Below are 20,180 nucleotides of genomic sequence, written 5' to 3'. Positions count from 1 at the left end.
GGGTGTATCAGTCGAAATACGCTTCACTGAGCCACCGCTATCGAGGGCAAGCCCCCTCCCACATGGGATTTGTGTACGACCAACAACTGTATTTTCTGGAAACACCTTTATGCCCAACATCCTCCTGGTGGAAGACGACGCCGCACTCTCCGAGCTGATTGCCAGCTACCTGGAACGCAATGGCTACCACGTCAATGTGCTCAGCCGTGGCGACCATGTCCGTGAGCGCGCACGCCTGAACCCGCCGGACCTGGTGATCCTCGACCTGATGCTGCCCGGCCTCGACGGCCTGCAGGTGTGCCGCCTGCTGCGTGCCGACTCGGCGGGCCTGCCGATCCTGATGCTCACCGCCCGCGATGACAGCCACGACCAGGTGCTGGGCCTGGAAATGGGCGCCGACGACTACGTGACCAAGCCCTGCGAGCCACGTGTACTGCTCGCCCGCGTCCGCACCTTGCTGCGTCGCAGCAGCCTGTCCGAGCCCCAGGTGGCCAACGACCAGATCATCATGGGCAACCTGTGCATCGACCTGTCGGAGCGCACCGTGACCTGGCGCGATCAGGCGGTGGAGTTGTCCAGCGGCGAATACAACCTGCTGGTAGTGCTGGCGCGGCATGCCGGTGAAGTGCTCAGCCGCGACCAGATCCTGCAACGCCTGCGCGGCATCGAGTTCAACGGCACCGACCGCTCGGTGGACGTGGCCATCTCCAAGCTGCGTCGCAAGTTCGACGACAACGCCGGCGAGGCGCGCAAGATCAAGACGGTGTGGGGCAAGGGCTACCTGTTCAGCCGTTCCGAGTGGGAATGCTGAGCCATGTTTCGTGTATTGCTGCGCCTCTACCTGATCACCATCGTCACCTACAGCCTGGCGATCTATTTGATCCCTTCGTTGGTGATCCAGCTGTTCGAACACCGCTACATGAACTACAACATCGAGCAGACCCGCGGCCAGCAAAAGCTGATCGTCAAGCAATATCAGCGGGCGCCGGTAGAGCGTTGGTCACAGGTGACCGAGCAACTGGGCCGCGATTTTGCGCCGCTGAAAGTGCAATTGCTGTTGCGCCAGGACGCCAGCTACACCCCGGCGGAAGAACAGCTGCTGGAGCAGGGCAAGTCGGTGGTGCGCCTGGGCGAATGGGGCTGGATGGAGCAGATCAGCTCGCCGATCAATGAGCAATTCGTGGTCAAGCTGACCATTCCGCCCGACCCGATGGACATGAACGTGCTGTATTGGGCGATCAACGTGCTGATCGTCGCCGCGCTGCTGGCCTGCCTGCTCATATGGCTGCGTCCGCACTGGCGCGACCTGGAACGCCTGAAAAGCACCGCCGGGCAACTGGGCCAGGGTAACCTGGCTGAACGCACCGGTCTTCCGGCCAGTTCCAGCATCGGCAGCCTGGCATCGGTGTTCGACGCCATGGCCGACGACATCGAGCACCTGCTCAACCAACAGCGCGATCTACTCAACGCCGTTTCCCATGAACTGCGCACACCGCTCACGCGCCTGGATTTCGGCCTGGCCCTGGCGTTGTCCGAAGATTTGCCCGAGGCCAGCCGCGAACGCCTGCACGGCCTGGTGGCACATATCCGCGAGCTGGATGAACTGGTGTTGGAGCTACTGTCCTACAGCCGCCTGCAAAACCCGGCGCAACTGCCGGAGCGGGTCGAGGTGGTGCTCGATGAGTTTATCGACAGCGTGCTGGGCAGCGTCGACGACGAACTGGAAAATCCCGAGATCGTCATCGATGTCGCGCTCGACTGTGCCGTGGAGCGCTTCAGCCTCGACCCGCGCCTCACCGCCCGCGCTTTGCAAAACCTGCTGCGCAACGCCACACGTTACTGCGACAAGCGCATTCAGGTCGGCGTAAAGGTCTGCGCCAAGGGGTGTGAAATCTGGGTGGACGATGATGGCATCGGCATCCCGCTTGACCAGCGTGAACGCATCTTCGAACCGTTCTACCGCCTGGACCGCAGCCGTGATCGCGCCACCGGCGGTTTCGGCCTGGGCCTGGCCATCAGCCGGCGCGCCCTGGAAGCCCAGGGCGGCACCTTGACGGCGTTGGCGTCGCCATTGGGTGGTGCGCGGTTCCGGTTGTGGTTGCCCAGCGCCGGCTGATCAGAGCACCTTGACCGCACGGCCGATCGCCTGGATCGGCCCGGTGGGCTTGCCGGTCGGCGAGCCCTGTGAGTCTTCCAGGGTCAGTTCGAACAGCTGGTTCTGTGTCAGCGGCGGCAGTTGGTCCAGCGGCACCGACAGTGTCTGGCCCGGCTTGACCAGCCCCAGGGACACCGGCCCCTGCCAGCCATCACCTTTGGTCCAGAACTGCAGGGCCTTGTCGCCCGGCACGTCCATCACGCCCAATGGAATCAATTGGATCTGCTGGTCATTGCTGGCCTGGATCACCCAGCCCGGCGCCTGGCTTTGCGGGGCGACCAACACGACCACAAAGCTGGGTTCAAGGACAGGCGGACGCGTCAGCAGCAGCGCGGCGAGGACCAGCGTGGTGACCATCCCGGCACCGGCCAGGCTGCGCCATACGGCGAGCAGGTTCCACCAGGGGGTGCGGGCACTTGCCGTGTGGCGCTCGATGCGTCGCCATAATTCAGCGGAGGGGGGCACGGGCTCCGCCAAGGCGGTCAGCGGCAACAGACGCTGCTCCCAGGCGTCCACTGCGGCACGCAGTTCGGCGTCGTGCTGGAGACGTTGTTCCACCTCGGCGCGCTGTTCGCCGGGCAGGGTGCCCAGCACGTATTCGCCGGCCAGTTCGTCCAGAGGGTTGCTCATGCCATGCACTCCCGCAGCGCGGCGAGGCTACGTTTGATCCAGGCTTTGACGGTCCCCAGCGGGGCGTCCAGTTTCCGGGCGATTTCGCTGTGGGAAAAACCGTCGACATAGGCATGCAGGATGCACGTGCGACGGGTCGGGTCGAGCTGCTCCAGGCAGGTGTGGACTTGCCCGGAGCGTGTGCTGAATTCAACAGTGTCGGTGGCTGCGACCTGCTCGTATTCCTCGCCCAGCGGCACTTCACGGTAGTGGTTGCGAACCACATTGAGCGCCAGGTGCCGGGTCACGCTGAACACCCAGCCACGGGCCGAACCGCGGCTGGGGTCGAAACTGCCGGCACCACGCCAGATATTGATGAACGCGTCGTGCACGATGTCTTCGGCCAGCGCTTTTTCGCGCACGATGCGCAAAGCCACGCCGAGCAAGCGACTGCTGTCCTGCTCGTAGAGCTGGCGCAAGGCGCGTTGCTCGCCGCGGGCGCAGGCCCGCAGGCAAGCTTCGTAATCAAACACGTGGTGCTCCCCCCCAACGATCAGTATGGGGGGCAGCGTAGCCGACTTTGCTCAGTTGGCCGCCCAGAAGATGTAATCCGCCTGGTATTTCACCACTTCCTGCTTGCCTTTGCTGGCCGTGGTGCACGCGCTGCTCGGCGCCACGCCACCCTTGAGCGCCACGCGCTGGATGTAGCTCACGCCGCTCATTGCACCCTTGCCTTCGGCCGGGTTGGCCTTGACCAGTTGATACGGCAGGTTGCCCGCCCCCGCCGGTGCCACGGCCAACTGCGTGCCGGTGATTTTCGAGCCGTCCTCGGCCTGCCAGGTGGCCGGTGGGCCGAAGTAGGTGCCGACTGGTTTACCGCTGCGGTCGTTCAACACTGCCTTGGGCCCGACAAAAGTCCACTCGGTCTGGCCGGCGGCGTTGGCTTTGTCGCGACACTCGTAGGTGATTTCGCCAACGCCGGTGGTCTCCAGTGCCACTTTGTGGCCGTCCGGCACCTTGATGCTGTCGGGCAGGTCGGCCTGGGCAAAGGCGGCAGGCGCGGCGGCGAGCAGGGCGGTGAGGCAGAGCAGTGCTTTAGCGTTCATGGGTACTTCTCCATTTCAGTGAAACAGCGGGGTAACTGAGAGGACTACCCATGGCCGGCACGATTGGATGCAGCGATTAGAAAATAAACCTGAGAGGGCGCACACTGTGTCCCCCCGTTTTACCCGAGGAGAGATTGGCAATGACTGGTGTGCACACGTCTGCTCAACAAGGTTTTTCTGCCCAGGCTGTTACCTACGCCCAGGGGCGACCGGATTATCCGCGGCAACTCACCGGCTGGCTGGCCGACACGTTGCGCATCAGCGCGCAGTCCAGCGTGATTGACCTGGGCGCCGGCACCGGCAAGTTCACCCGCTTGCTCAGCACCCTGGCACCGACCCTGATCGCGGTCGAGCCGGTGGCGGCGATGGGCGCGCAGTTGACCCGACTGATGCCGGATGTGCGTCTGCTCAATGGCACCGCTGAATCCATCCCATTGCCAGCCGCCAGCGCCGATGCAGTGGTGTGCGCCCAGGCCTTCCACTGGTTTTCCACCGAGGCGGCCCTGGCGGAAATCCATCGCGTGCTCAAGCCTGACGGCCGCCTTGGCCTGGTGTGGAATGTGCGAGACGAATCGGTGGATTGGGTCGCCGCGATCACCGACATCATCACCCCGTACGAGGGCGATACCCCGCGCTTTCATACCGGGCGTTGGCGTGACGCGTTCAGCGGCAAGTATTTTTCCCAGCCCGAAGTCACCTGTTTCCCCTATAGCCATGTCGGCAGTCCTCAAGAGGTGATCATGGATCGCTTTCTCTCGGTGAGCTTTATTGCCGCGCTGGACGATGAGCCCAAGGCCCGCGTTACCGCGCAATTGCAGGCGCTGATCGACACCCATCCGGCGTTGAAGGGGAAGGACACCGTGGCCTTTCCGTATAAGACCCAGGCTTATGTCTGTCATCGACTGGCCTAAAAGGCATAAAGTCAGATCATATTGGTATAAGTCGTTATAAGAAAAATCGCTATCCTGCGGCCAGAAATTTATAAGGCCGCAGGTAGCTGTAATGGATGTGGGTAATTTTGGTTTTGTGGTTGCCGGTCTGATCGTGGGTTTTATCGTGGGCATGACCGGTGTGGGCGGCGGTTCGTTGATGACGCCGATCCTGTTGTGGTTCGGCATCAACCCGGCCACTGCCGTGGGTACCGATCTGTTGTACGCCGCCATCACCAAGTCGGGTGGGGTGCTGGTACACAGCAAGAACAAGAATATCGACTGGACCATCACCGGCTGGCTGACCCTGGGCAGTGTGCCGGCGGTGTTGCTGACGCTGTGGTTTCTGGCCAGCCTGCATACTGACCCCAGCGCCATGAATGCAGTGATCAAGCAGGCGCTCGGTGTGGTGCTGCTGCTGACGGCGTTGGCGATTCTGTTCAAGAAAAGCCTGTTGGCGTTTGCCCAGCGGCATGCGGGCGACAGCTATCACATGAGCCCGCGCAACTTGAATGCGCTGACGGTGGTGACAGGGGCGATCCTCGGCACCATGGTGGCGCTGACCTCCATTGGCGCGGGTGCGCTGGGGACGGTGGCGTTGTTTATTCTTTATCCGTTTCTGGCCACGCGGCGGCTGGTGGGGACTGAGATTGCGCATGCCGTGCCGTTGACCCTGGTAGCCGGGTTGGGGCATGCCAGCATGGGGAATATGGATTGGCATCTGCTCGGGTTTTTGTTGATGGGGTCGTTGCCGGGGATCTATATCGGTAGTCATATGACGGGGAAGTTGCCGGATGGGGTGCTGCGGCCGTGTTTGGCGGTTATGCTCATGGCTATTGGCTATAAACTGGCTTTCTGATTGGGCGCATATCCGTTGTTCAGGTAACGGCCATTTAGGGTTCCGCCATCACCTAAATAACGGATATACACACAGTCAAAAACCTCAACCCACTACGCCAGGCCCATTCCCAATCTGCCAGACAAACGGCGGCTCAGCCCCATTGACCACCCAATCCCCCACAATCCGCGCCTTGTAAATCAGCGGATTATGCGACGACACCGTCCGCGCATTCCGCCAATGCCGATCCAGTGCCTTACCCTGGCGCACATCCGAAGCCCCCAGCGCATTAAACAACTCGCTGGTCGCCCGCTGAATCAACGACGACACCACCACCTGTGCGGTAGCCGACTCAATCTCGGCCGCCACATTGGCTTCGCGCTCTACCGCATCGTCGCCCCCGAATCGCGCCACATACGCCCGTTGCGCGGGCAGTGTCGCCTTCAGCGCGCTCGCTTCGGCGGCATACACCAGCGCCGCCACTTCACCCACCACCTGTTGAATCTGCGCATCCTGGCTGACATGCGCCGCATTGCCATGGCTGTAGATGCGCTTGCGGCTGCGCACCTGATGCGCCACATCGCGCAGTGCGGCACGGCCGATGCCCGCCAAGGTGGCCAGCAGCACCAGTTGGTAGAACGCGGTCTGGTATTTGAAGCGCGTGGCAAAGTCGATCACGTTGTCCGCCTCCACCACCGCATCGGTAAAGCGCGACGTGCCGCTGCCGGTGGTGCGTTGGCCAAAACCGTCCCAGTCGTCACTGTGTTCCACGCCAGGCTGACGGGCGCGGGTCGCGGCGATCACGTCGCCACCGGTATCGCTGCGTTGGGCGTACACATCGATCCAGTCGGCGAAGATGCTGCCGGTGCTATAGAACTTTTCTCCGTTGAGCTTCCACTGGTCGCCGTCGGGGCTGACCCGGGTCACCACGTCGCCAATGGCCACGTTGCCGATTTCGGTCCAGGCACAGCCGACGATATCGCCGTCCACGAAACGCTTGAACCACACATCGCGGCCGGCGCCGGGCGGTGCATTCAGGCGGTCTTCGGCAAAGGCGAAGTGCCCGCGCAGGGCCTGGGGCACGTTGGAGTCGGCTTCGGCCAGTTCGATCAGCAGTTCGAACAACTGCGGCAATGAAGCACCACCGCCGCCATACTCCACCGGCACGCGCACCGCGCCAAACCCCGCCTCCTTGAGCCATTGGATCGGCTCATGGGGCAGGGTGCGGCTGTGTTCGCGTGCTACGGCGCCTTCGGCGATGCGCTGGAAGATCGGGCGAAAGCGTGCCGCCAGCGTGGGGTAGTCGACGCCGGTGGACAGCGGGTTGATGACGTGATGTTCGGTCATGGCGAGGTTCCTGGGCAGTGATCGATGCAGAGGCGATTGCACAGTCCGTGCCGGGTGCCGGGGCGCGTATTTACGGGGACAAACGTCGAGTCACTGTTGCCCTGGCAACAGCGGATCGACAAACCCGTGCAATCCAGGACACTGGCGACGGCGCACGGTATTCAACGCAGCCCGCATGGCGCGGGCGTTTCCCAGCCTGGCACGCTTGCTGCTCAAGCCCTGGTACATCCCTTTTTGCGAGGTACCGTCCGATGACTCAACATGCCGTGAAATTTGCCTACTGGGTGCCCAACGTCAGCGGTGGGCTGGTGGTCAGCAAAATCGAGCAACGCACCCACTGGGGCATCGATTACAACCGCAAGCTGGCGCAATTGGCTGAGGCTGCCGGCTTCGAGTACGGCCTGACCCAGATCCGTTTCACCGCCGGCTACGGCGCCGAGAACCAGCATGAGTCCGTGGCATTCAGCCATGCGTTGCTGGCTGCAACCACCAAGCTCAAGGTGATCGCCGCGATCCTGCCCGGCCCGTGGCAGCCGGCGCTGGCGGCCAAGCAATTGGCAACCATCGACCAACTCACCAATGGTCGTATCGCGGTGAATATCGTCAGCGGTTGGTTCAGGGGTGAGTTCCAGGCCATTGGCGAACATTGGCTGGAGCACGACGAGCGTTATCGCCGCTCCGAAGAGTTCATCCGCGCCCTCAAAGGCATCTGGACCCAGGATGACTTCACCTTCAAGGGCGACTTCTACCGGTTCAACAATTACACCCTCAAGCCCAAGCCACTGGGCCAGCCGGAAGTGTTCCAGGGCGGCAGCTCGCGGGCGGCACGGGACATGGCGGCGCGGGTGTCGGACTGGTACTTCACCAACGGCAACACCCCGGAAGGTATCAAGGCCCAGGTCGACGACATCCGTGCCAAGGCAGCAGCCAATAACCACTCGGTCAAAGTCGGCGTCAACGCCTTTGTGATCGCCCGCGACACCGAGGAAGAAGCGCGCGCCGTGCTGGCGGAGATCATCGACAAGGCCGACCCGGAAGCGGTGAATGCCTTCGGCGATGCGGCGAAACAGGCCGGCAAGGCGTCGCCGGAGGGAGAGGGCAACTGGGCCAAATCCAGCTTCGAGGACCTGGTGCAGTACAACGATGGCTTCAAGACCAACCTGATCGGCACGCCGCAGCAGATCGCCGAGCGCATCGTTGCGCTCAAGGCGGTGGGGGTGGACCTGGTACTCGCCGGGTTCCTGCACTTCCAGGAAGAAGTCGAATACTTCGGCAAGCGCGTGTTGCCGCTGGTGCGAGAGCTTGAAGCCAAGGCGGCAATCAAACAGGTGGCTTGATCCGTGCGAGCTTGATCCGTGCAAGTAGTGAGCGGGCTTGCTACAGGTGTTTTTCCAGGCGCAGGGCGGGCGTGTGGTCTTCGTAGTAGTCGTTGATCAGGGCAAAGCGCCGATAACCGTTGCGCTCATAGAGGTTGAGGGCGCCGGGGTTGTCGGTGCGTACTTCCAGACGTATGCAGGTGTAGCCCTGTGCCACGGCGATAGCTTCCACGCCGTTCAGCAACTGCTTGCCCAAGCCAATGCCGCGTGCATGCTCGGCAATGGCAATCGAATACAGGCGCGCCGAGGAGGCGCCCCGACGAAACAACACCAGCGCATAGCCGAGTAACTGCCGGTCATTTTCCGCCACCAGCAACTGGCCGTGGGCGCGGCTGACCATCCACTGGAAACTGCGCGATGACAGCCGGTCGCTGCTGAAGCAGCGCTGTTCCAGTGCCACCAGTTCAGACACATCGTTGGAGGTTGCAACGCGAAAGCAAAGAGCCATATGACCGCCGTAAAAGTTGCGTAACGAAACGGGACTTCTCTAAATGATCGTGCTTAATAGAAAAGGTCGAGTTCTCTAAAGCGGATCAACTATTATGTCGGCGGTACAAGGTCATTGGCGTGAAGTATCGGAGCAAACAGTCGCGACGACAATAACTGACAAGGGTTATTTTCTCGCCCCTATCAAAGGAACCCGTCAAGTCGTGATCATTGTCGAGCGCAAGGAAGATTGGGCCTCCTACTTCCCCAGCGAAGATATCGTCACCGCCCAGGAGTACCTGGAACAGACCCGGGAAACCGAGACTGGCAAGCGTGTGCAGGTGATCAACCTGTGCCGCGGCTACAAGTACCTGGGGCACGGTTATTACTGCTCGCTGCTGGCCGAAGCCCGCGGGCACAAGGTGATTCCGTCGGTGCGCACCATCAGCGAACTGACGAAGAAGTCGCTGTACGGGCTGGCCCTGGACGACCTGGATAAAACCCTCGATAAAGCCTTGAGTCATCATCTTTACAGCAATACCGAAGGCTTTACCCTGACACTTTACTTCGGCCGGACCAATATAGAACCGTTGCAGGACCTGGCCCGTCAGTTATTTGAAGCGTTCCCGTGTCCCATCCTGTTAGTTGATTTCAAAAGGAATAACGGCTGGCATATCGAAGGGATCAAGTCCGGTGTATTGCACAAGTTGCGCGATGACCAGGAAGATCATTTCGCCCATGCGCTGGACAACTTCAGCCGCAAGATCTGGCGCCAGCCGCGCTCACGTCGCCTGGCCCGTTATGACCTGGCCATCCTGCACGATCCTCAGGAACAGTTGCCGCCGTCCAACGCCAAGGCATTGGATAATTTCATCCGCGTGGGCAAGGGCCTGGGCATCGATGTGGAGTTGATCGAGCGCAAGGACTATTCGCGCCTGGCCGAGTACGACGCCTTGCTGATCCGCGAAACCACCAGTGTCGACAACCACACCTACCGTTTTGCCAAGAAAGCCGAAAGCGAAGGCCTGGTGGTGATGGACGATCCGGCGTCGATCCTGCGCTGTACCAACAAGGTCTACCTCACCGACTTGCTCAACAGCCACCAACTGGGCATGCCCGCCACCGAGATTCTGTATAAGGAACGACCGGAAGACTTCGAACGGGTCGGCGAGCGCCTGGGCTTCCCGCTGGTGCTGAAGATCCCTGACGGATGCTTTTCCCGAGGCGTGATCAAGGTTGAAAGCCAGGAGGCTTTGCTCAAGGCGACCGCCGAGTTGTTCGAGCATTCGGTGCTGTTGCTGGCCCAGGAATTCTTCTACACCGAGTACGACTGGCGCATCGGCGTGCTCAACCGCAAGCCGATCTTTGCCTGCCAGTACTTCATGTCCAAGGGCCATTGGCAGATCTACAACCACAAGGCCATCGGCCAGGACATCAACGGTGAATGCCGCACCCTGGCGGTCCATGAAGCGCCCAGGGCAGTGGTGGAGCTGGCGGTGAAGACCGCCAACCTGATCGGCGATGGCCTCTACGGCGTCGACCTCAAGCAGTCCGGTGACAAGGTGGTGGTGATCGAGGTCAACGACAACCCCAACCTGGATGCGGGCATCGAGGATGCGTACTTGCAGGACGACTTGTATGGCCTGGTGCTGGAGGAATTCGTGCGGCGCCTGGAGTTGAAGCGCCAGGGCCAGGTCTGGTGACCCGGCGATGATCCAGCGTTTCGACCTGACTGATGGCAAGCTGCAGGGCGGGGAGAGTGACGCAGCCCCGGTCATGTTGTTCAACAACCCTGACCTGGCCGAACGTGAGTGGCTGCGCGACCACCACAAGCTGGACGAACACGCCCTGGCCTCGGCCCTGGACCCGGACGAAGTCTCGCGTATCGAATTTCACCCCGACAATCTGTTCCTGATCTGGAAACGGCCGGAGAACTACTCCGGCGGCGGCAACCTGGTGTTCGAAGTGTCGTCCTGCGGCCTGCTGTTTTCTCCCAGCCGCCTGCTGGTGATCGCCACCGACGAAACCCCGCTCAGCGGCCTGGGCAAGCGCCGTCCGCTGCACACGCCGCTGGATGTGCTGCTCGATCTGTTGCTCAACAACATCCACCATTACCTCGGCCACCTGAAGGTGATCAAGCTGGTCGCCCGCGAGTTGCAGCAGCAGTTCAATGCGTCCATGAGCAACCACCACCTGATGCAGATGTTCAACCTCAGCGAGAGCCTGATCTATTACATCAACGCGCTGCACAGCAACGGGGCGGTGTTGTCGCGGTTGCGCAACCACGCGGAAAAGGAACATTTCAGCGCCGAGATCATCGGGCTGATCGATGACCTGATCATCGAGAACCACCAGTGCTACAAGCAGGCGGAGATCTATTCCAACGTGTTTTCCGGCCTGATCGATGCGCGCGGCAACCTGATGAACAACAGCATGAACAACCTGTTGCGCAAGCTCACGCTGATCAACGTGGTGTTCCTGCCGCTCAACCTGATTGCGAGCATCGGCGGCATGTCGGAGTTCAGCATGATGACGGCGGGGACGCCGTGGTGGGTGTCGTATCCGTTGTTCCTGCTGGTGATGGGGCTTGGGGCGGGGTTGATGGTGTTGGGGCTGAAGCGGATAGCGGGCGGCGCCAATGTGGTATGAACACCGGCTCCTACAGGGTGTGTGTCGTTCAGGCGCCGGGTTGCAAGGTCAAGACCTCGAACCCATCCGCCGTCACCGCCACGGTATGTTCCCACTGCGCCGACAGGCTGTTGTCCTTGGTGACCACCGTCCAGCCATCCTTGAGGCTGCGTACTTTCGAGCTGCCTTGGTTGAGCATCGGTTCCACGGTAAACACCATGCCTTCACGCAGTTCCAACCCGGTGCCGGGACGGCCGAAGTGCAGGACCTGCGGTTCTTCGTGCATCTGTCGGCCAATGCCGTGGCCGCAATACTCGCGCACCACGCTGTAGCCGTTGGCCTGCGCGTGGCTCTGGATCGCGTGGCCGATATCCCCCAGGCGTGCGCCGGGCTTGACCTGGCGGATGCCGGCCCACATCGCTTCAAAAGTCTGTTCCACCAGGCGCCGGGCCTTGGGTGCGACGGTACCGATCATGTACATCTTGCTGGAGTCGGCGATGTAGCCGCCTTTTTCCAGGGTGATGTCGATGTTGATGATGTCGCCGTCCTTGAGGATCTCCTTGGCGCTGGGCATGCCATGGCACACCACCTCATTGATCGAGGTGTTGATGCAGAAGGGGTAGTCGTACTGACCCAGGCTCGCCGGGCGGGCCTTGAGGTCATTGCGGATGAAGGCTTCGACGGCGGCGTCCAGCTCCAGGGTGGAGCGGCCGGCCGCGACGTACCCATCGAGCATGCTGAACACCTGGGCCAGCAGGCGGCCGGATTCACGCATCACCGCCAGTTGTGCGGCAGTCTTGATCATCAACTGCGCCCCCGGATCAGGTCGGGCTTGTCCAACAACAGTTTGTTGATCAGCTCGTTATAGGGCAGGTGAGGATTGAGTTCGGCAAGCAGCCCGATCTTGATCCAGAATTCGGCCTGGGCGTTGATGGAGCGGTCCATCGCGGCGCTGGCCAGGCGCAGTTGTTCGTGCAGTTGGTCGGTGATCTTGACGATGCCCATGGTGTTCACTGTGTGGTAGCAATATACAAAGCGTATATGTTTCGTATATCGATAGTAAACCCCTGGCCGCCAAATGGCGCTTGACCATTGACTTGCCCGCAGGCCGCCGGTTAGTTTCGTCACATGACATTTCAAGCCTTTCGTAGCCAGCCAAGCATTATTACCGCCATTCCTCATTTGGCGGGATAGCACACGGCTGTACCCAAACCCGCCCTAGAGGCGGGTTTTGTTTTTCCGTCTCCAGGGTTTCTGACAAAAAGCCAGGAGACACCCATGAGCACCTGCACCGCGCCTCACACCGCCGACCCGGGACTGCTTGAGCATTACGTGAAGAAGATTCTTGCCGCCCCGGTATACGACCTGGCGGTGCGCACGCCGTTGCAGGCGGCCCCGGCCCTGTCGGCGCTGCTGGGTAACCAGGTGTTGCTCAAACGCGAAGACCTGCAACCGACCTTTTCCTTCAAGATTCGCGGCGCCTACAACAAGCTGGTGCAGCTTACGCCTGAGCAAAAAGCCCGTGGCGTGGTGACCGCGTCGGCGGGTAACCACGCCCAGGGTGTGGCCCTGGCGGCACGGGAACTGGGGATCGAGGCACGCATTGTAATGCCCGCCAGCACCCCGGAACTCAAGGTGCTGGGCGTGCGTTCACGCGGCGCCGAAGCGGTGCTGCGCGGCGCAAGCTTCCCGTTTGCCCTGGCCCACGCGCTGCAGTTGGCCGAGTGTTCCGGGTGCACCTTTGTTTCGCCCTTCGATGACCCGGACGTGATCGCCGGCCAAGGCACCGTTGCCATGGAGATCCTGCGCCAGCAGCAAGGGCCACTGGACGCGATCTTCGTGCCGGTGGGCGGTGGTGGCCTGATCGCCGGCGTCGCCGCCTACGTCAAATACCTGCGGCCCGAGGTGCGCATCATTGGCGTCGAGCCCGAAGGTTCCAGCTGCCTGTTGGCGGCACTGCGGGCCGGTGAACGGGTGATACTACCCAGCGTCGACGGGTTTGCCGACGGCACGGCAGTGGCGCAGGTCGGCGCGTATGGCTTCGAGATCTGCCGCGACTGGGTGGATGAAGTCATCACTGTCAGCAACGACGAACTGTGCAGCGCCATCAAGTTGATCTACGACGACACGCGGTCCATCACCGAGCCTTCCGGTGCGTTGGCGGTAGCGGGCATCCGCCACTACGTGGCCCGTCATCAATTCCGCGGACAGACCCTGGTGGCGATCAACTCCGGGGCGAACATCAACTTCGATAGTTTGCGACATGTTGCTGAAAGGGTGGCTGCACAGGGCGCCGTTTAACTTGAAGCCCAGGGTTAAACGATTAATCGCAGCGGTTCGACGACGATTCCGTCGACACTGTTCAACCTCTATAACAACGCACAGTGCTTATGAGGAAAGGTTACAACGAGGGCCGTTTTTGCCGAGTAGGCTTGGGAGTTACAAGCGTCTGCCAGGGTCGGCAAGACGTGGCGGGCACGCGCCTGCCAGGTTCATGACAATCTGTTGGCAGTCTCAGAAAAGGAGAGGTTGACCATGCTTTCGGAACTAGAGCTTCGCAGCATCATTGAAGGAAGTTTCCTGCCTAAACGGTGCGAATGCACCAAAGCCGAAGATGCCTCGCTGACGATCAAGATCTATGACGACCGTGACCGTGACCGGGTGGATTTGGAAGTCAAAGGTATCAACGCCGACAAACTCGACAGCAGTCGAGCGATTTGCAACCTGATTGCCGGGTTGCGCGAAGACCTCAAGCACACCCATGCACCCGCCCTGCAACGCGCGGGAGGGCGCAGCTTCTATTAGCTTGACGCTTGAGTATGAGGGACCGAAGACCTGTGGGCCTGGATAAACGCCAGGCCCAATACGGTTTCTGTTGCCACCGCCAGCAGGATGCCTGGCCCCGCATTGCCCTTGATCCACTCACCAAACCCCAATAGCGCCAGCACCAGGCACCCGGTGACAAACCCGGTGGTCAGGGCGCGGCGCGTGTCTGAAGGAGGCGCGTGACGGGCGCGGTAGAACATGATGCCGATGCCCAGGAAGAGCGCGGCGTTGCGGCGCGACACCATCCCGGTGGCGTTGGAATACTCCACGCTCCACAACCACAGCAGCAGGTCGGGACGCAGGCCCCAGACCAGTGCGAGGGCGAAGCACAGCAGGGCGGTGAAGGTGGCGAGGGTACGGAAGTTCAAGCGCATGGCGAATCCTTTCAGCCTTATGACAAGCCCGCAAGCGTACGCCTATTAGTGCGGGCCTGGCTCTATTGTTTCAACGCCTCAGTTCTGGAAGTCGCAGGCTTCGGACATCTTCCGATAGCTCACGTCTTCCACCTTGCCTGCTTTATCCAGGAACTTGATATCCGCCTTGATGACCTTGCACTCATCGGTCGGGGTTTCGTTCATGGCCAGCACCTTGTCGATATTCATCGGCAGGCCGTAGTGGTAAGGCACGGGTTTGACGGCGGCTGTTTGATCGTCGGCCTGGGCCAGGCCAGACGCAGCCGCCAGTGCAAGGGTGGCACCGAGCATCAACGTGCGCAGTTTCATGGTGTTTCTCCGCAACAAGTGGGTACAACTTCACTCTCGGCTTGCGGGATTAACCATCGATTAAAGTTTGCCTGGCTGACAAAAGCTTCATCCAAGCTGATGACGATAGGGCAGGTCCGGCCCGGTCTTGCCGCAGGTCATCGCCGCGGCGCGAATGGCAAAGCCCAGCATGACGTCGATCTGTGCCCGCGTGAGCTGTTGCAGGCCCTCTACCGAGTCAAGCTGCTGCTCGGTCAGCCAGGCAATCAACGCCGCCTGGAAGGTGTCGCCGGCCCCCACCGTGTCGGCCATCACCACCTTGACTGCCGGTTGCGACCAGTTGCCGTGCTGGCGGCTGAACACACTGGCACCGTCGCCGCCACGGGTGAGGAACACCAATTGGCAACGGTGTTGCAGCCAGCCCTGCAGCACGCTTTCCGGCGACTGGTCCGGGTAGAGCAGGTGCAGGTCTTCGTCGCTGACCTTGATCAGGTCGGCATGCTTGACCAGCTCCGCCACGCGGTCGCGCCACAGCTGGATGTCCGGCTGCGGGTTGAGGCGCACGTTGGGGTCGAGGCTGATCAGGCGCTTGCCGCTTTCACGCTTGACCAGGTTCAGCAGCGTGTCACCAATCGGTTGCACCACCAGGGAGAACGAGCCGACGTGCAGGCCGCGAATATCATCGCTCAGGCTGGGCAGATGGGCGATTTCCAGCAGCCGGTCGGCGCAGCCTTCGCCTCGGAAGTTGTACTGCGGTGAGCCATCGGCACCCACGGCGACCATCGACAGGGTGGTCGGTGCGGCGAACTCCACCAGGAACTGCTCGCTCACGCCTTCATCCTTGAGCACCTGCAATAAGCGGCGGCCAAGGAAGTCGGTGGACAAGCCGCCGAACAACCCGGCCTCGATACCCAGGCGGCGCAGGCCTACCGCCACGTTGAACGGCGAACCGCCGGCAATCGCCTTGTAGTTGACCTTGGAAGCCTGCCCGCTGGCATCTTCCTCGCTGAAGAAATCAAACAGCGCTTCACCACACACCAGATACATAGTCGTTCGCTCTTAAAGGGTTGCCACGAGTTGTTGATAGCGCTCGTAAGCCTGCTGGTAGGCGCCTACGCTGGCCGCCACCGGCAGGGTCCGGCTGGCGGGGTCGACGCTTACGCATTTGTCGCACAGGCTGGCCAGCGCTTCGCCGGACTGGCACCACGCCGCCTGGATCGCCGCGCCCAGGGCCGCGGCTTCGCTTTGTTCGGTGCAGACCACTTCGGTGTTCATGATGTCGGCCACCATCTGCCGCCACACCGGGCTCTTCGATCCGCCGCCGATCAGGCGGATGCTCTGGCTTTGCAGGCCGGTCTCGCGCAGCAGGTCGAGGCCGTAGCGCAGGCCGAAGGTGGTGCCTTCGACCACGGCGCGGCACAGGTTCGCGCGGGTCAGGTTGGTCATGGTCAGGCCGTGCAGGCTGCCGGTGGCGTGGGGCAGGGCGGGTACACGCTCACCGTTGAGGAATGGCAGCATGCTCACGCCGTCGGCGCCGATGGGCGCCTGATCGACCAGGGTGTTGAACGCGGCCAGGTCGAGGTCGAACAGCTCGCGCATGACCCCGGTGGCGTTGGTCAGGTTCATGGTGCAGATCAATGGCAACCAGCCGCCGCTGGATGAGCAAAACGTCGCGACCGAAGCCTGGGGGCTGACGTTGGGTTGGTCGGCAAATGCATACACGGTGCCCGATGAACCCAGGCTCATGGTGATCACGCCGGCTGCGATATTACCGGTGCCAATGGCGCCCATCATGTTATCGCCGCCGCCGCTGGACACGATGGCGTTGGGGTTGATGCCCAGGCGTTCGGCGATGGCCGGCAGGATCGTGCCGACGCCTTGATTCGCTTCGATCAACGCCGGCAGCGCCGCTTCAAGGCGGCCGCTGGGATCGATGTGCTTGAGCAGGTCCACATCCCATTCACGGCTGCGCACATTGAAGTAGCCGGTGCCGGACGCATCGCCATACTCGGCGACGGCGCGGCCGGTGAGCCAGTAGTTGAGGTAGTCGTGGGGCAACAGGATATGCGCAATGCGTGCAAACAGGTCCGGGTGCTGTTCGCGGGTCCACAGTAGCTTGGACACGGTATAACCTGGTGCAATCGCCACGCCGAGGCGTTCCAGCGAGCCGTTCTCACCGCCCAGATAGGCCAGCAGGCGCTCGTTTTCAGGCGTGGTTTCGGTGTCGCACCACAGCTTGGCCGGGCGCAATACCTCACCGTGTTCATCCAGCAGCACCAGGCCATGTTGCTGGCCGGACACGCCGATACCGAGGATATCCTGGCCGTCCACGCCGGCCTGTTGCAGGGCGCGGTGGGTGGCCTCGGTGAAGGCGTCCAGCCATTCCTGGGTGTGCTGTTCGCGGCGGCCATTGGCGCCGCTGATCAGGGTGTGCGCCGCAGCGCCGAGGCCGAGTACCTTGCCGCTGGAGGCGTCGAGAACGATGGCCTTGGTGCCCTGGGTGCCGCAGTCGATGCCGAGAAACAGGTTTTGCTGGGTCATGAGGGTGTGCTCAGCAGTTTATTGTTCGAGTTGGCAATGCATTCCAATGTGCAAGGGGGCAAGCCCCCTCCCACATGTTCAAGTCGGTTTCTTCAGGAGGTGCTTCAGGGTTTCGGTCACGCCGTGATCACGCAAGCTTGCATAACACCGTTCGAACGCTGCCACAAACTCGGCCGACTTGGGAATAGCCGTGCCAAAAATCTCTTCCACCCCCAGCAGGCGCTTGCTGATCAGTGCATCGTCACTCACCAGTCCCTGGCAGAACTCGGCACGCGGGTCGGGGATCTTGTAGCTCACGCCATGTTCATCCACGCCTTTCAGGTACAACGCCCAGGCCGCTACCACCAGCGCCGCACGCTGCGTCTCGCGCCCATCGGCAATCAACCGGTTGATGGTCGGCACGGTGAACTTGGGAAACTTCGACGAGCCATCGGAACACACGCGCTCCAGTTGATCGGCAATCGCCTGGTTGGAGAAGCGGTCTACCAACGTCTGCTTGTACTCCGTCAGGTCGATGCCCGGCACCGGCGCCAGGTTCGGCGTGACGTCCAGGTCCATATAGGCGCGCATGTAGGCCACGAACAGCGGGTCATTCATGGTCTCGTGCACAAACCGATAACCCTTGAGAAAACCCAGGTAGGTCAACGCCAGGTGGCTGCCGTTGAGCAGGCCGATCTTCATCTCTTCATAGGGCGTAACGTCATCGGTAAACTGCACGCCGACCTTTTCCCAGGCCGGGCGACCGTTGACGAATTTGTCTTCCAGCACCCACTGCACAAAGGGTTCGCACACCACCGGCCAGGCGTCGTCGATACCGTGCTCGTCATGCAATTGCAGGCGGTGGGCGGTGCTGGTCATCGGTGTGATGCGGTCGACCATGGCATTCGGGAAGCTCACATTGGCCTTGATCCAGTCGTGCAACTCGGCATTGTGCAGCGCCGCGAACGCCAGCAGGGCCTTGCGGGTCACGGCGCCGTTGTGCGGCAGGTTATCGCAGGACATCACGGTAAACGCCGGGGTGCCGGCGGCGCGGCGCTGGGTCAACGCGGCGCAGATAAAGCCGAACACGGTTTTCGGTGCGCTCGGGTGCGCCAGGTCGTGCTGGATCTGCGGCAGGTGGGCCATGAACTCGCCGTTGCTGTCGTCGATGCAGTAGCCGCCTTCGGTGATGGTCAGCGAGACGATGCGAATGGCCGGGTCGGCCAGTTTGTCGATCAGCGCCTGGGCGCCGTCTTCGGCCAGCAGCATGTCGCTGATCGAGCCGATCACCCGCACCTCGGTGTCGTCGGTGTCGCCCAGTTCGTACAGGGTGAACAGGTAGTCCTGGCCCGCCAGGTCGTCGCGGGCCTTGCGGTCCTCGGCACGCAGGCCGACGCCGCAGATGCTCCAGTCCAACCCTTCGCCAGTGTTCATCAGCGCATCGGTGTAATACGCCTGGTGCGCACGGTGAAAACCGCCGACGCCGATATGGGCGATGCCCTGGGTGGTGCTGGCGATGGCATAGGTGGGCAGCTTCACTTGCGGTGCCAGCTGGGTGAGGTTGTGTTTATTCAGTTTCATCAGCTCAATCTCGCGAAATCAGGCGGCAGCGCGCAGTGGGCGGGCCACGGCCACGCCATCGGTGTCGAACAGATGGCAGTGCGCCGGGTCCAGGTGCAGGTGCAGCGTCTCGCCGTACTGGCTGGCCATGTCGCCACGGATACGCATGGTCAGCGGCTCGCCATTGGCGGTGATGACGTGGCAGAAGGTGTCGCTGCCCAGGCGCTCGCCGACGTCGGCGGTGACGGTCAGGGTGGTTTGGCCGGGCGTGGCGATTTCCAGGTGCTCCGGGCGAATGCCCAGGGTCACCGCGCTGCCGGCGCTCAGGGTGGCGCTGCTCAACGGCAGGCTGATGGTGGTGCCGGCATCCAGTTGCACTTCACAGCCCTGGCCTTCGACGCGGGTTACCTTGCCTTTGAGGAAGCCCATCTTCGGCGTGCCGAGGAAACCCGCCACAAACAGGTTGGCCGGCTGGTGGTACAGCTCCAGCGGCGAGCCGACCTGCTCGATACGGCCACTGTTGAGTACTACCACTTTGTCGGCCAGGGTCATGGCTTCGACCTGGTCGTGGGTCACGTAGATCATGGTCGCTTGCAGTTCTTTATGCAGGCGCGCCAGTTCCAGGCGCATCTGCACGCGCAGAGCGGCGTCGAGGTTGGACAGCGGTTCGTCGAACAGGAAGATCTTCGGGTTACGCACAATTGCCCGGCCAATGGCCACACGCTGGCGCTGGCCGCCAGACAGTTGCTTGGGCTTGCGCTCCAGCAATGGCCCAAGTTCCAGGATGCGCGCCGCTTCGCTGACTTTGCTTTCCACCAGTTTCTTGTCGACACCGGCCAGGTCGAGGGCAAACGACATGTTCTTGCGCACGCTCATGTGCGGGTACAGCGCATAGGTCTGGAACACCATGGCCAGGTCGCGCTTGGCCGGGGTCACTTCGGTGATGTCGCGCCCGTCCAGTTCGATGGTACCTTCGCTGACTTCTTCCAGGCCGGCGATCAGGCGCAGCAGCGTGGATTTACCGCAGCCCGAGGGGCCGACGAACACCACGAATTCCTTGTCGTTCACTTCCAGGTCGATGCCCTTGATGATGGAAAAGCCTTCGAAGCCTTTTTGCAGATTCTTGATTTTCAGGTTGGCCATGAGGGGCCTCCGCTAG

21 protein-coding genes and 1 pseudogene are annotated in these 20,180 nt (G+C 61.8%); 9 read left to right on the top strand and 13 right to left on the bottom strand.

What is annotated here, in order from left to right; all coding sequences use genetic code 11:
- The first annotated feature begins 109 nt into the window (after nucleotides 1-109).
- Nucleotides 110-811, top strand: coding sequence for a response regulator (locus tag BM026_RS24205; protein WP_058424857.1), 702 nt, complete (start codon nucleotides 110-112; stop codon nucleotides 809-811).
- Nucleotides 812-814: 3 nt separating this feature from the next.
- Nucleotides 815-2,116, top strand: coding sequence for an ATP-binding protein (locus BM026_RS24200; protein ID WP_092249025.1), 1,302 nt, complete (start codon nucleotides 815-817; stop codon nucleotides 2,114-2,116).
- Here BM026_RS24200 and BM026_RS24195 read toward each other — a convergent pair whose 3' ends face one another.
- The 3 genes from BM026_RS24195 to BM026_RS24185 are packed head-to-tail and all read right to left on the bottom strand — an operon-like array spanning nucleotide 2,117 to nucleotide 3,870.
- Nucleotides 2,117-2,785, bottom strand: a complete 669-nt coding sequence (locus tag BM026_RS24195) for an anti-sigma factor (protein WP_092249028.1) — start codon at nucleotides 2,783-2,785, stop codon at nucleotides 2,117-2,119. It lies immediately after the preceding gene.
- Nucleotides 2,782-3,297, bottom strand: a complete 516-nt coding sequence (locus BM026_RS24190; RefSeq protein ID WP_093514495.1) for a sigma-70 family RNA polymerase sigma factor — start codon at nucleotides 3,295-3,297, stop codon at nucleotides 2,782-2,784. The genes BM026_RS24195 and BM026_RS24190 overlap by 4 nt, the downstream gene beginning before the upstream one ends.
- 51 nt (nucleotides 3,298-3,348) lie before the next feature.
- Nucleotides 3,349-3,870, bottom strand: coding sequence for a DUF3455 domain-containing protein (locus tag BM026_RS24185; RefSeq protein ID WP_092249032.1), 522 nt, complete (start codon nucleotides 3,868-3,870; stop codon nucleotides 3,349-3,351).
- A gap of 140 nt (nucleotides 3,871-4,010) precedes the next feature.
- On the opposite strand from BM026_RS24185, the gene BM026_RS24180 reads away from it, so the two are divergent.
- Nucleotides 4,011-4,781 (top strand): class I SAM-dependent methyltransferase, encoded by a 771-nt coding sequence (locus tag BM026_RS24180; protein ID WP_093530368.1) that lies wholly within the window; start codon nucleotides 4,011-4,013, stop codon nucleotides 4,779-4,781.
- A gap of 91 nt (nucleotides 4,782-4,872) precedes the next feature.
- Nucleotides 4,873-5,658 carry a sulfite exporter TauE/SafE family protein gene (locus BM026_RS24175; protein WP_092249036.1) on the top strand — a complete coding sequence of 262 codons (786 nt, stop codon included), beginning with the start codon at nucleotides 4,873-4,875 and terminating at the stop codon, nucleotides 5,656-5,658.
- Nucleotides 5,659-5,742: 84 nt separating this feature from the next.
- Here the strand turns inward: BM026_RS24175 and BM026_RS24170 are convergent, their stop codons facing one another.
- Complete coding sequence (locus BM026_RS24170; protein WP_093530366.1) at nucleotides 5,743-6,984, bottom strand: acyl-CoA dehydrogenase family protein; 1,242 nt, start codon at nucleotides 6,982-6,984, stop codon at nucleotides 5,743-5,745.
- Nucleotides 6,985-7,235: 251 nt separating this feature from the next.
- On the opposite strand from BM026_RS24170, the gene sfnG reads away from it, so the two are divergent.
- Nucleotides 7,236-8,321 carry a dimethylsulfone monooxygenase SfnG gene (gene sfnG / locus BM026_RS24165; RefSeq protein WP_093514493.1) on the top strand — a complete coding sequence of 362 codons (1,086 nt, stop codon included), beginning with the start codon at nucleotides 7,236-7,238 and terminating at the stop codon, nucleotides 8,319-8,321.
- A gap of 43 nt (nucleotides 8,322-8,364) precedes the next feature.
- Here the strand turns inward: sfnG and BM026_RS24160 are convergent.
- Nucleotides 8,365-8,808: pseudogene (locus tag BM026_RS24160) on the bottom strand (GNAT family N-acetyltransferase); the annotation flags it as partial.
- Nucleotides 8,809-8,902: 94 nt separating this feature from the next.
- On the opposite strand from BM026_RS24160, the gene BM026_RS24155 reads away from it, so the two are divergent.
- Both BM026_RS24155 and BM026_RS24150 read left to right on the top strand, forming a co-directional pair.
- Nucleotides 8,903-10,489, top strand: coding sequence for a RimK family protein (locus BM026_RS24155; RefSeq protein WP_093530363.1), 1,587 nt, complete (start codon nucleotides 8,903-8,905; stop codon nucleotides 10,487-10,489).
- A 7-nt stretch (nucleotides 10,490-10,496) separates the two neighbouring features.
- The gene (locus BM026_RS24150; protein ID WP_093530361.1) at nucleotides 10,497-11,435 is read left to right on the top strand and encodes a magnesium transporter CorA family protein; all 939 of its coding nucleotides are present in this window, start codon (nucleotides 10,497-10,499) and stop codon (nucleotides 11,433-11,435) included.
- 28 nt (nucleotides 11,436-11,463) lie between these two features.
- Here the strand turns inward: BM026_RS24150 and map are convergent, their stop codons facing one another.
- Together map and BM026_RS24140 are read right to left on the bottom strand one after the other, a co-directional pair.
- Entirely contained in the window at nucleotides 11,464-12,219 is a 756-nt protein-coding gene (gene map, locus BM026_RS24145) for a type I methionyl aminopeptidase (RefSeq protein WP_093514491.1), read from the bottom strand.
- A complete protein-coding gene (locus BM026_RS24140; protein ID WP_003190946.1) occupies nucleotides 12,219-12,419 on the bottom strand; it encodes a ParD-like family protein in 201 nt (66 codons plus the stop codon). Before BM026_RS24140 ends, map begins: the two co-directional genes overlap by 1 nt.
- 273 nt (nucleotides 12,420-12,692) lie before the next feature.
- On the opposite strand from BM026_RS24140, the gene ilvA reads away from it, so the two are divergent.
- Together ilvA and BM026_RS24130 are read left to right on the top strand one after the other, a co-directional pair.
- Nucleotides 12,693-13,715, top strand: coding sequence for a threonine ammonia-lyase, biosynthetic (ilvA, locus tag BM026_RS24135; RefSeq protein ID WP_093530359.1), 1,023 nt, complete (start codon nucleotides 12,693-12,695; stop codon nucleotides 13,713-13,715).
- A 234-nt stretch (nucleotides 13,716-13,949) separates the two neighbouring features.
- On the top strand, nucleotides 13,950-14,219 hold the full coding sequence (locus BM026_RS24130; RefSeq protein ID WP_071490607.1) for a DUF1652 domain-containing protein: 270 nt from the start codon (nucleotides 13,950-13,952) through the stop codon (nucleotides 14,217-14,219).
- On the opposite strand, the gene BM026_RS24125 is transcribed toward BM026_RS24130, so the two are convergent.
- The 6 genes from BM026_RS24125 to BM026_RS24100 all read right to left on the bottom strand — a co-directional run bounded on the left by BM026_RS24125 (nucleotide 14,216) and on the right by BM026_RS24100 (nucleotide 20,164).
- Nucleotides 14,216-14,614, bottom strand: a complete 399-nt coding sequence (locus BM026_RS24125; protein WP_093127646.1) for a hypothetical protein — start codon at nucleotides 14,612-14,614, stop codon at nucleotides 14,216-14,218. The two genes, BM026_RS24130 and BM026_RS24125, sit on opposite strands and share 4 nt — an antisense overlap.
- Before the next feature lie 78 nt (nucleotides 14,615-14,692).
- Nucleotides 14,693-14,962: a DUF2790 domain-containing protein gene (locus BM026_RS24120; RefSeq protein ID WP_092249050.1), complete on the bottom strand. Its 270-nt coding sequence runs from the start codon at nucleotides 14,960-14,962 to the stop codon at nucleotides 14,693-14,695.
- Between the two features lie 87 nt (nucleotides 14,963-15,049).
- Nucleotides 15,050-15,988: a carbohydrate kinase family protein gene (locus BM026_RS24115; protein ID WP_092249052.1), complete on the bottom strand. Its 939-nt coding sequence runs from the start codon at nucleotides 15,986-15,988 to the stop codon at nucleotides 15,050-15,052.
- A 12-nt stretch (nucleotides 15,989-16,000) separates the two neighbouring features.
- Nucleotides 16,001-17,482: a xylulokinase gene (xylB, locus tag BM026_RS24110; protein WP_093530357.1), complete on the bottom strand. Its 1,482-nt coding sequence runs from the start codon at nucleotides 17,480-17,482 to the stop codon at nucleotides 16,001-16,003.
- A 78-nt stretch (nucleotides 17,483-17,560) separates the two neighbouring features.
- Nucleotides 17,561-19,042, bottom strand: coding sequence for a mannitol dehydrogenase family protein (locus BM026_RS24105; protein WP_093127657.1), 1,482 nt, complete (start codon nucleotides 19,040-19,042; stop codon nucleotides 17,561-17,563).
- A gap of 18 nt (nucleotides 19,043-19,060) precedes the next feature.
- The gene (locus tag BM026_RS24100) at nucleotides 19,061-20,164 is read right to left on the bottom strand and encodes an ABC transporter ATP-binding protein (RefSeq protein WP_093127661.1); all 1,104 of its coding nucleotides are present in this window, start codon (nucleotides 20,162-20,164) and stop codon (nucleotides 19,061-19,063) included.
- Nucleotides 20,165-20,180: the final 16 nt, after the last annotated feature.

Source organism: Pseudomonas sp. NFPP24 (assembly GCF_900112095.1).
GTDB lineage: Bacteria > Pseudomonadota > Gammaproteobacteria > Pseudomonadales > Pseudomonadaceae > Aquipseudomonas > Aquipseudomonas extremorientalis.
This window is presented reverse-complemented; position numbering and strand designations above follow the sequence as displayed.

Excerpts from the sequence above, each read along its gene's own strand:
- BM026_RS24205 (WP_058424857.1), top strand. The coding sequence starts at position 110 with ATGCCCAACATCCTCCTGGTGGAAGACGACGCCGCACTCTCCGAGCTG.
- BM026_RS24200 (WP_092249025.1), top strand. The coding sequence starts at position 815 with ATGTTTCGTGTATTGCTGCGCCTCTACCTGATCACCATCGTCACCTAC.
- BM026_RS24195 (WP_092249028.1), bottom strand. The coding sequence starts at position 2,785 with ATGAGCAACCCTCTGGACGAACTGGCCGGCGAATACGTGCTGGGCACC.
- BM026_RS24185 (WP_092249032.1), bottom strand. The coding sequence starts at position 3,870 with ATGAACGCTAAAGCACTGCTCTGCCTCACCGCCCTGCTCGCCGCCGCG.
- BM026_RS24180 (WP_093530368.1), top strand. The coding sequence starts at position 4,011 with ATGACTGGTGTGCACACGTCTGCTCAACAAGGTTTTTCTGCCCAGGCT.
- BM026_RS24175 (WP_092249036.1), top strand. The coding sequence starts at position 4,873 with ATGGATGTGGGTAATTTTGGTTTTGTGGTTGCCGGTCTGATCGTGGGT.
- BM026_RS24170 (WP_093530366.1), bottom strand. The coding sequence starts at position 6,984 with ATGACCGAACATCACGTCATCAACCCGCTGTCCACCGGCGTCGACTAC.
- sfnG (WP_093514493.1), top strand. The coding sequence starts at position 7,236 with ATGACTCAACATGCCGTGAAATTTGCCTACTGGGTGCCCAACGTCAGC.
- BM026_RS24155 (WP_093530363.1), top strand. The coding sequence starts at position 8,903 with ATGTCGGCGGTACAAGGTCATTGGCGTGAAGTATCGGAGCAAACAGTC.
- BM026_RS24150 (WP_093530361.1), top strand. The coding sequence starts at position 10,497 with ATGATCCAGCGTTTCGACCTGACTGATGGCAAGCTGCAGGGCGGGGAG.
- map (WP_093514491.1), bottom strand. The coding sequence starts at position 12,219 with ATGATCAAGACTGCCGCACAACTGGCGGTGATGCGTGAATCCGGCCGC.
- BM026_RS24140 (WP_003190946.1), bottom strand. The coding sequence starts at position 12,419 with ATGGGCATCGTCAAGATCACCGACCAACTGCACGAACAACTGCGCCTG.
- ilvA (WP_093530359.1), top strand. The coding sequence starts at position 12,693 with ATGAGCACCTGCACCGCGCCTCACACCGCCGACCCGGGACTGCTTGAG.
- BM026_RS24130 (WP_071490607.1), top strand. The coding sequence starts at position 13,950 with ATGCTTTCGGAACTAGAGCTTCGCAGCATCATTGAAGGAAGTTTCCTG.
- BM026_RS24125 (WP_093127646.1), bottom strand. The coding sequence starts at position 14,614 with ATGCGCTTGAACTTCCGTACCCTCGCCACCTTCACCGCCCTGCTGTGC.
- BM026_RS24120 (WP_092249050.1), bottom strand. The coding sequence starts at position 14,962 with ATGAAACTGCGCACGTTGATGCTCGGTGCCACCCTTGCACTGGCGGCT.
- BM026_RS24115 (WP_092249052.1), bottom strand. The coding sequence starts at position 15,988 with ATGTATCTGGTGTGTGGTGAAGCGCTGTTTGATTTCTTCAGCGAGGAA.
- xylB (WP_093530357.1), bottom strand. The coding sequence starts at position 17,482 with ATGACCCAGCAAAACCTGTTTCTCGGCATCGACTGCGGCACCCAGGGC.
- BM026_RS24105 (WP_093127657.1), bottom strand. The coding sequence starts at position 19,042 with ATGAAACTGAATAAACACAACCTCACCCAGCTGGCACCGCAAGTGAAG.
- BM026_RS24100 (WP_093127661.1), bottom strand. The coding sequence starts at position 20,164 with ATGGCCAACCTGAAAATCAAGAATCTGCAAAAAGGCTTCGAAGGCTTT.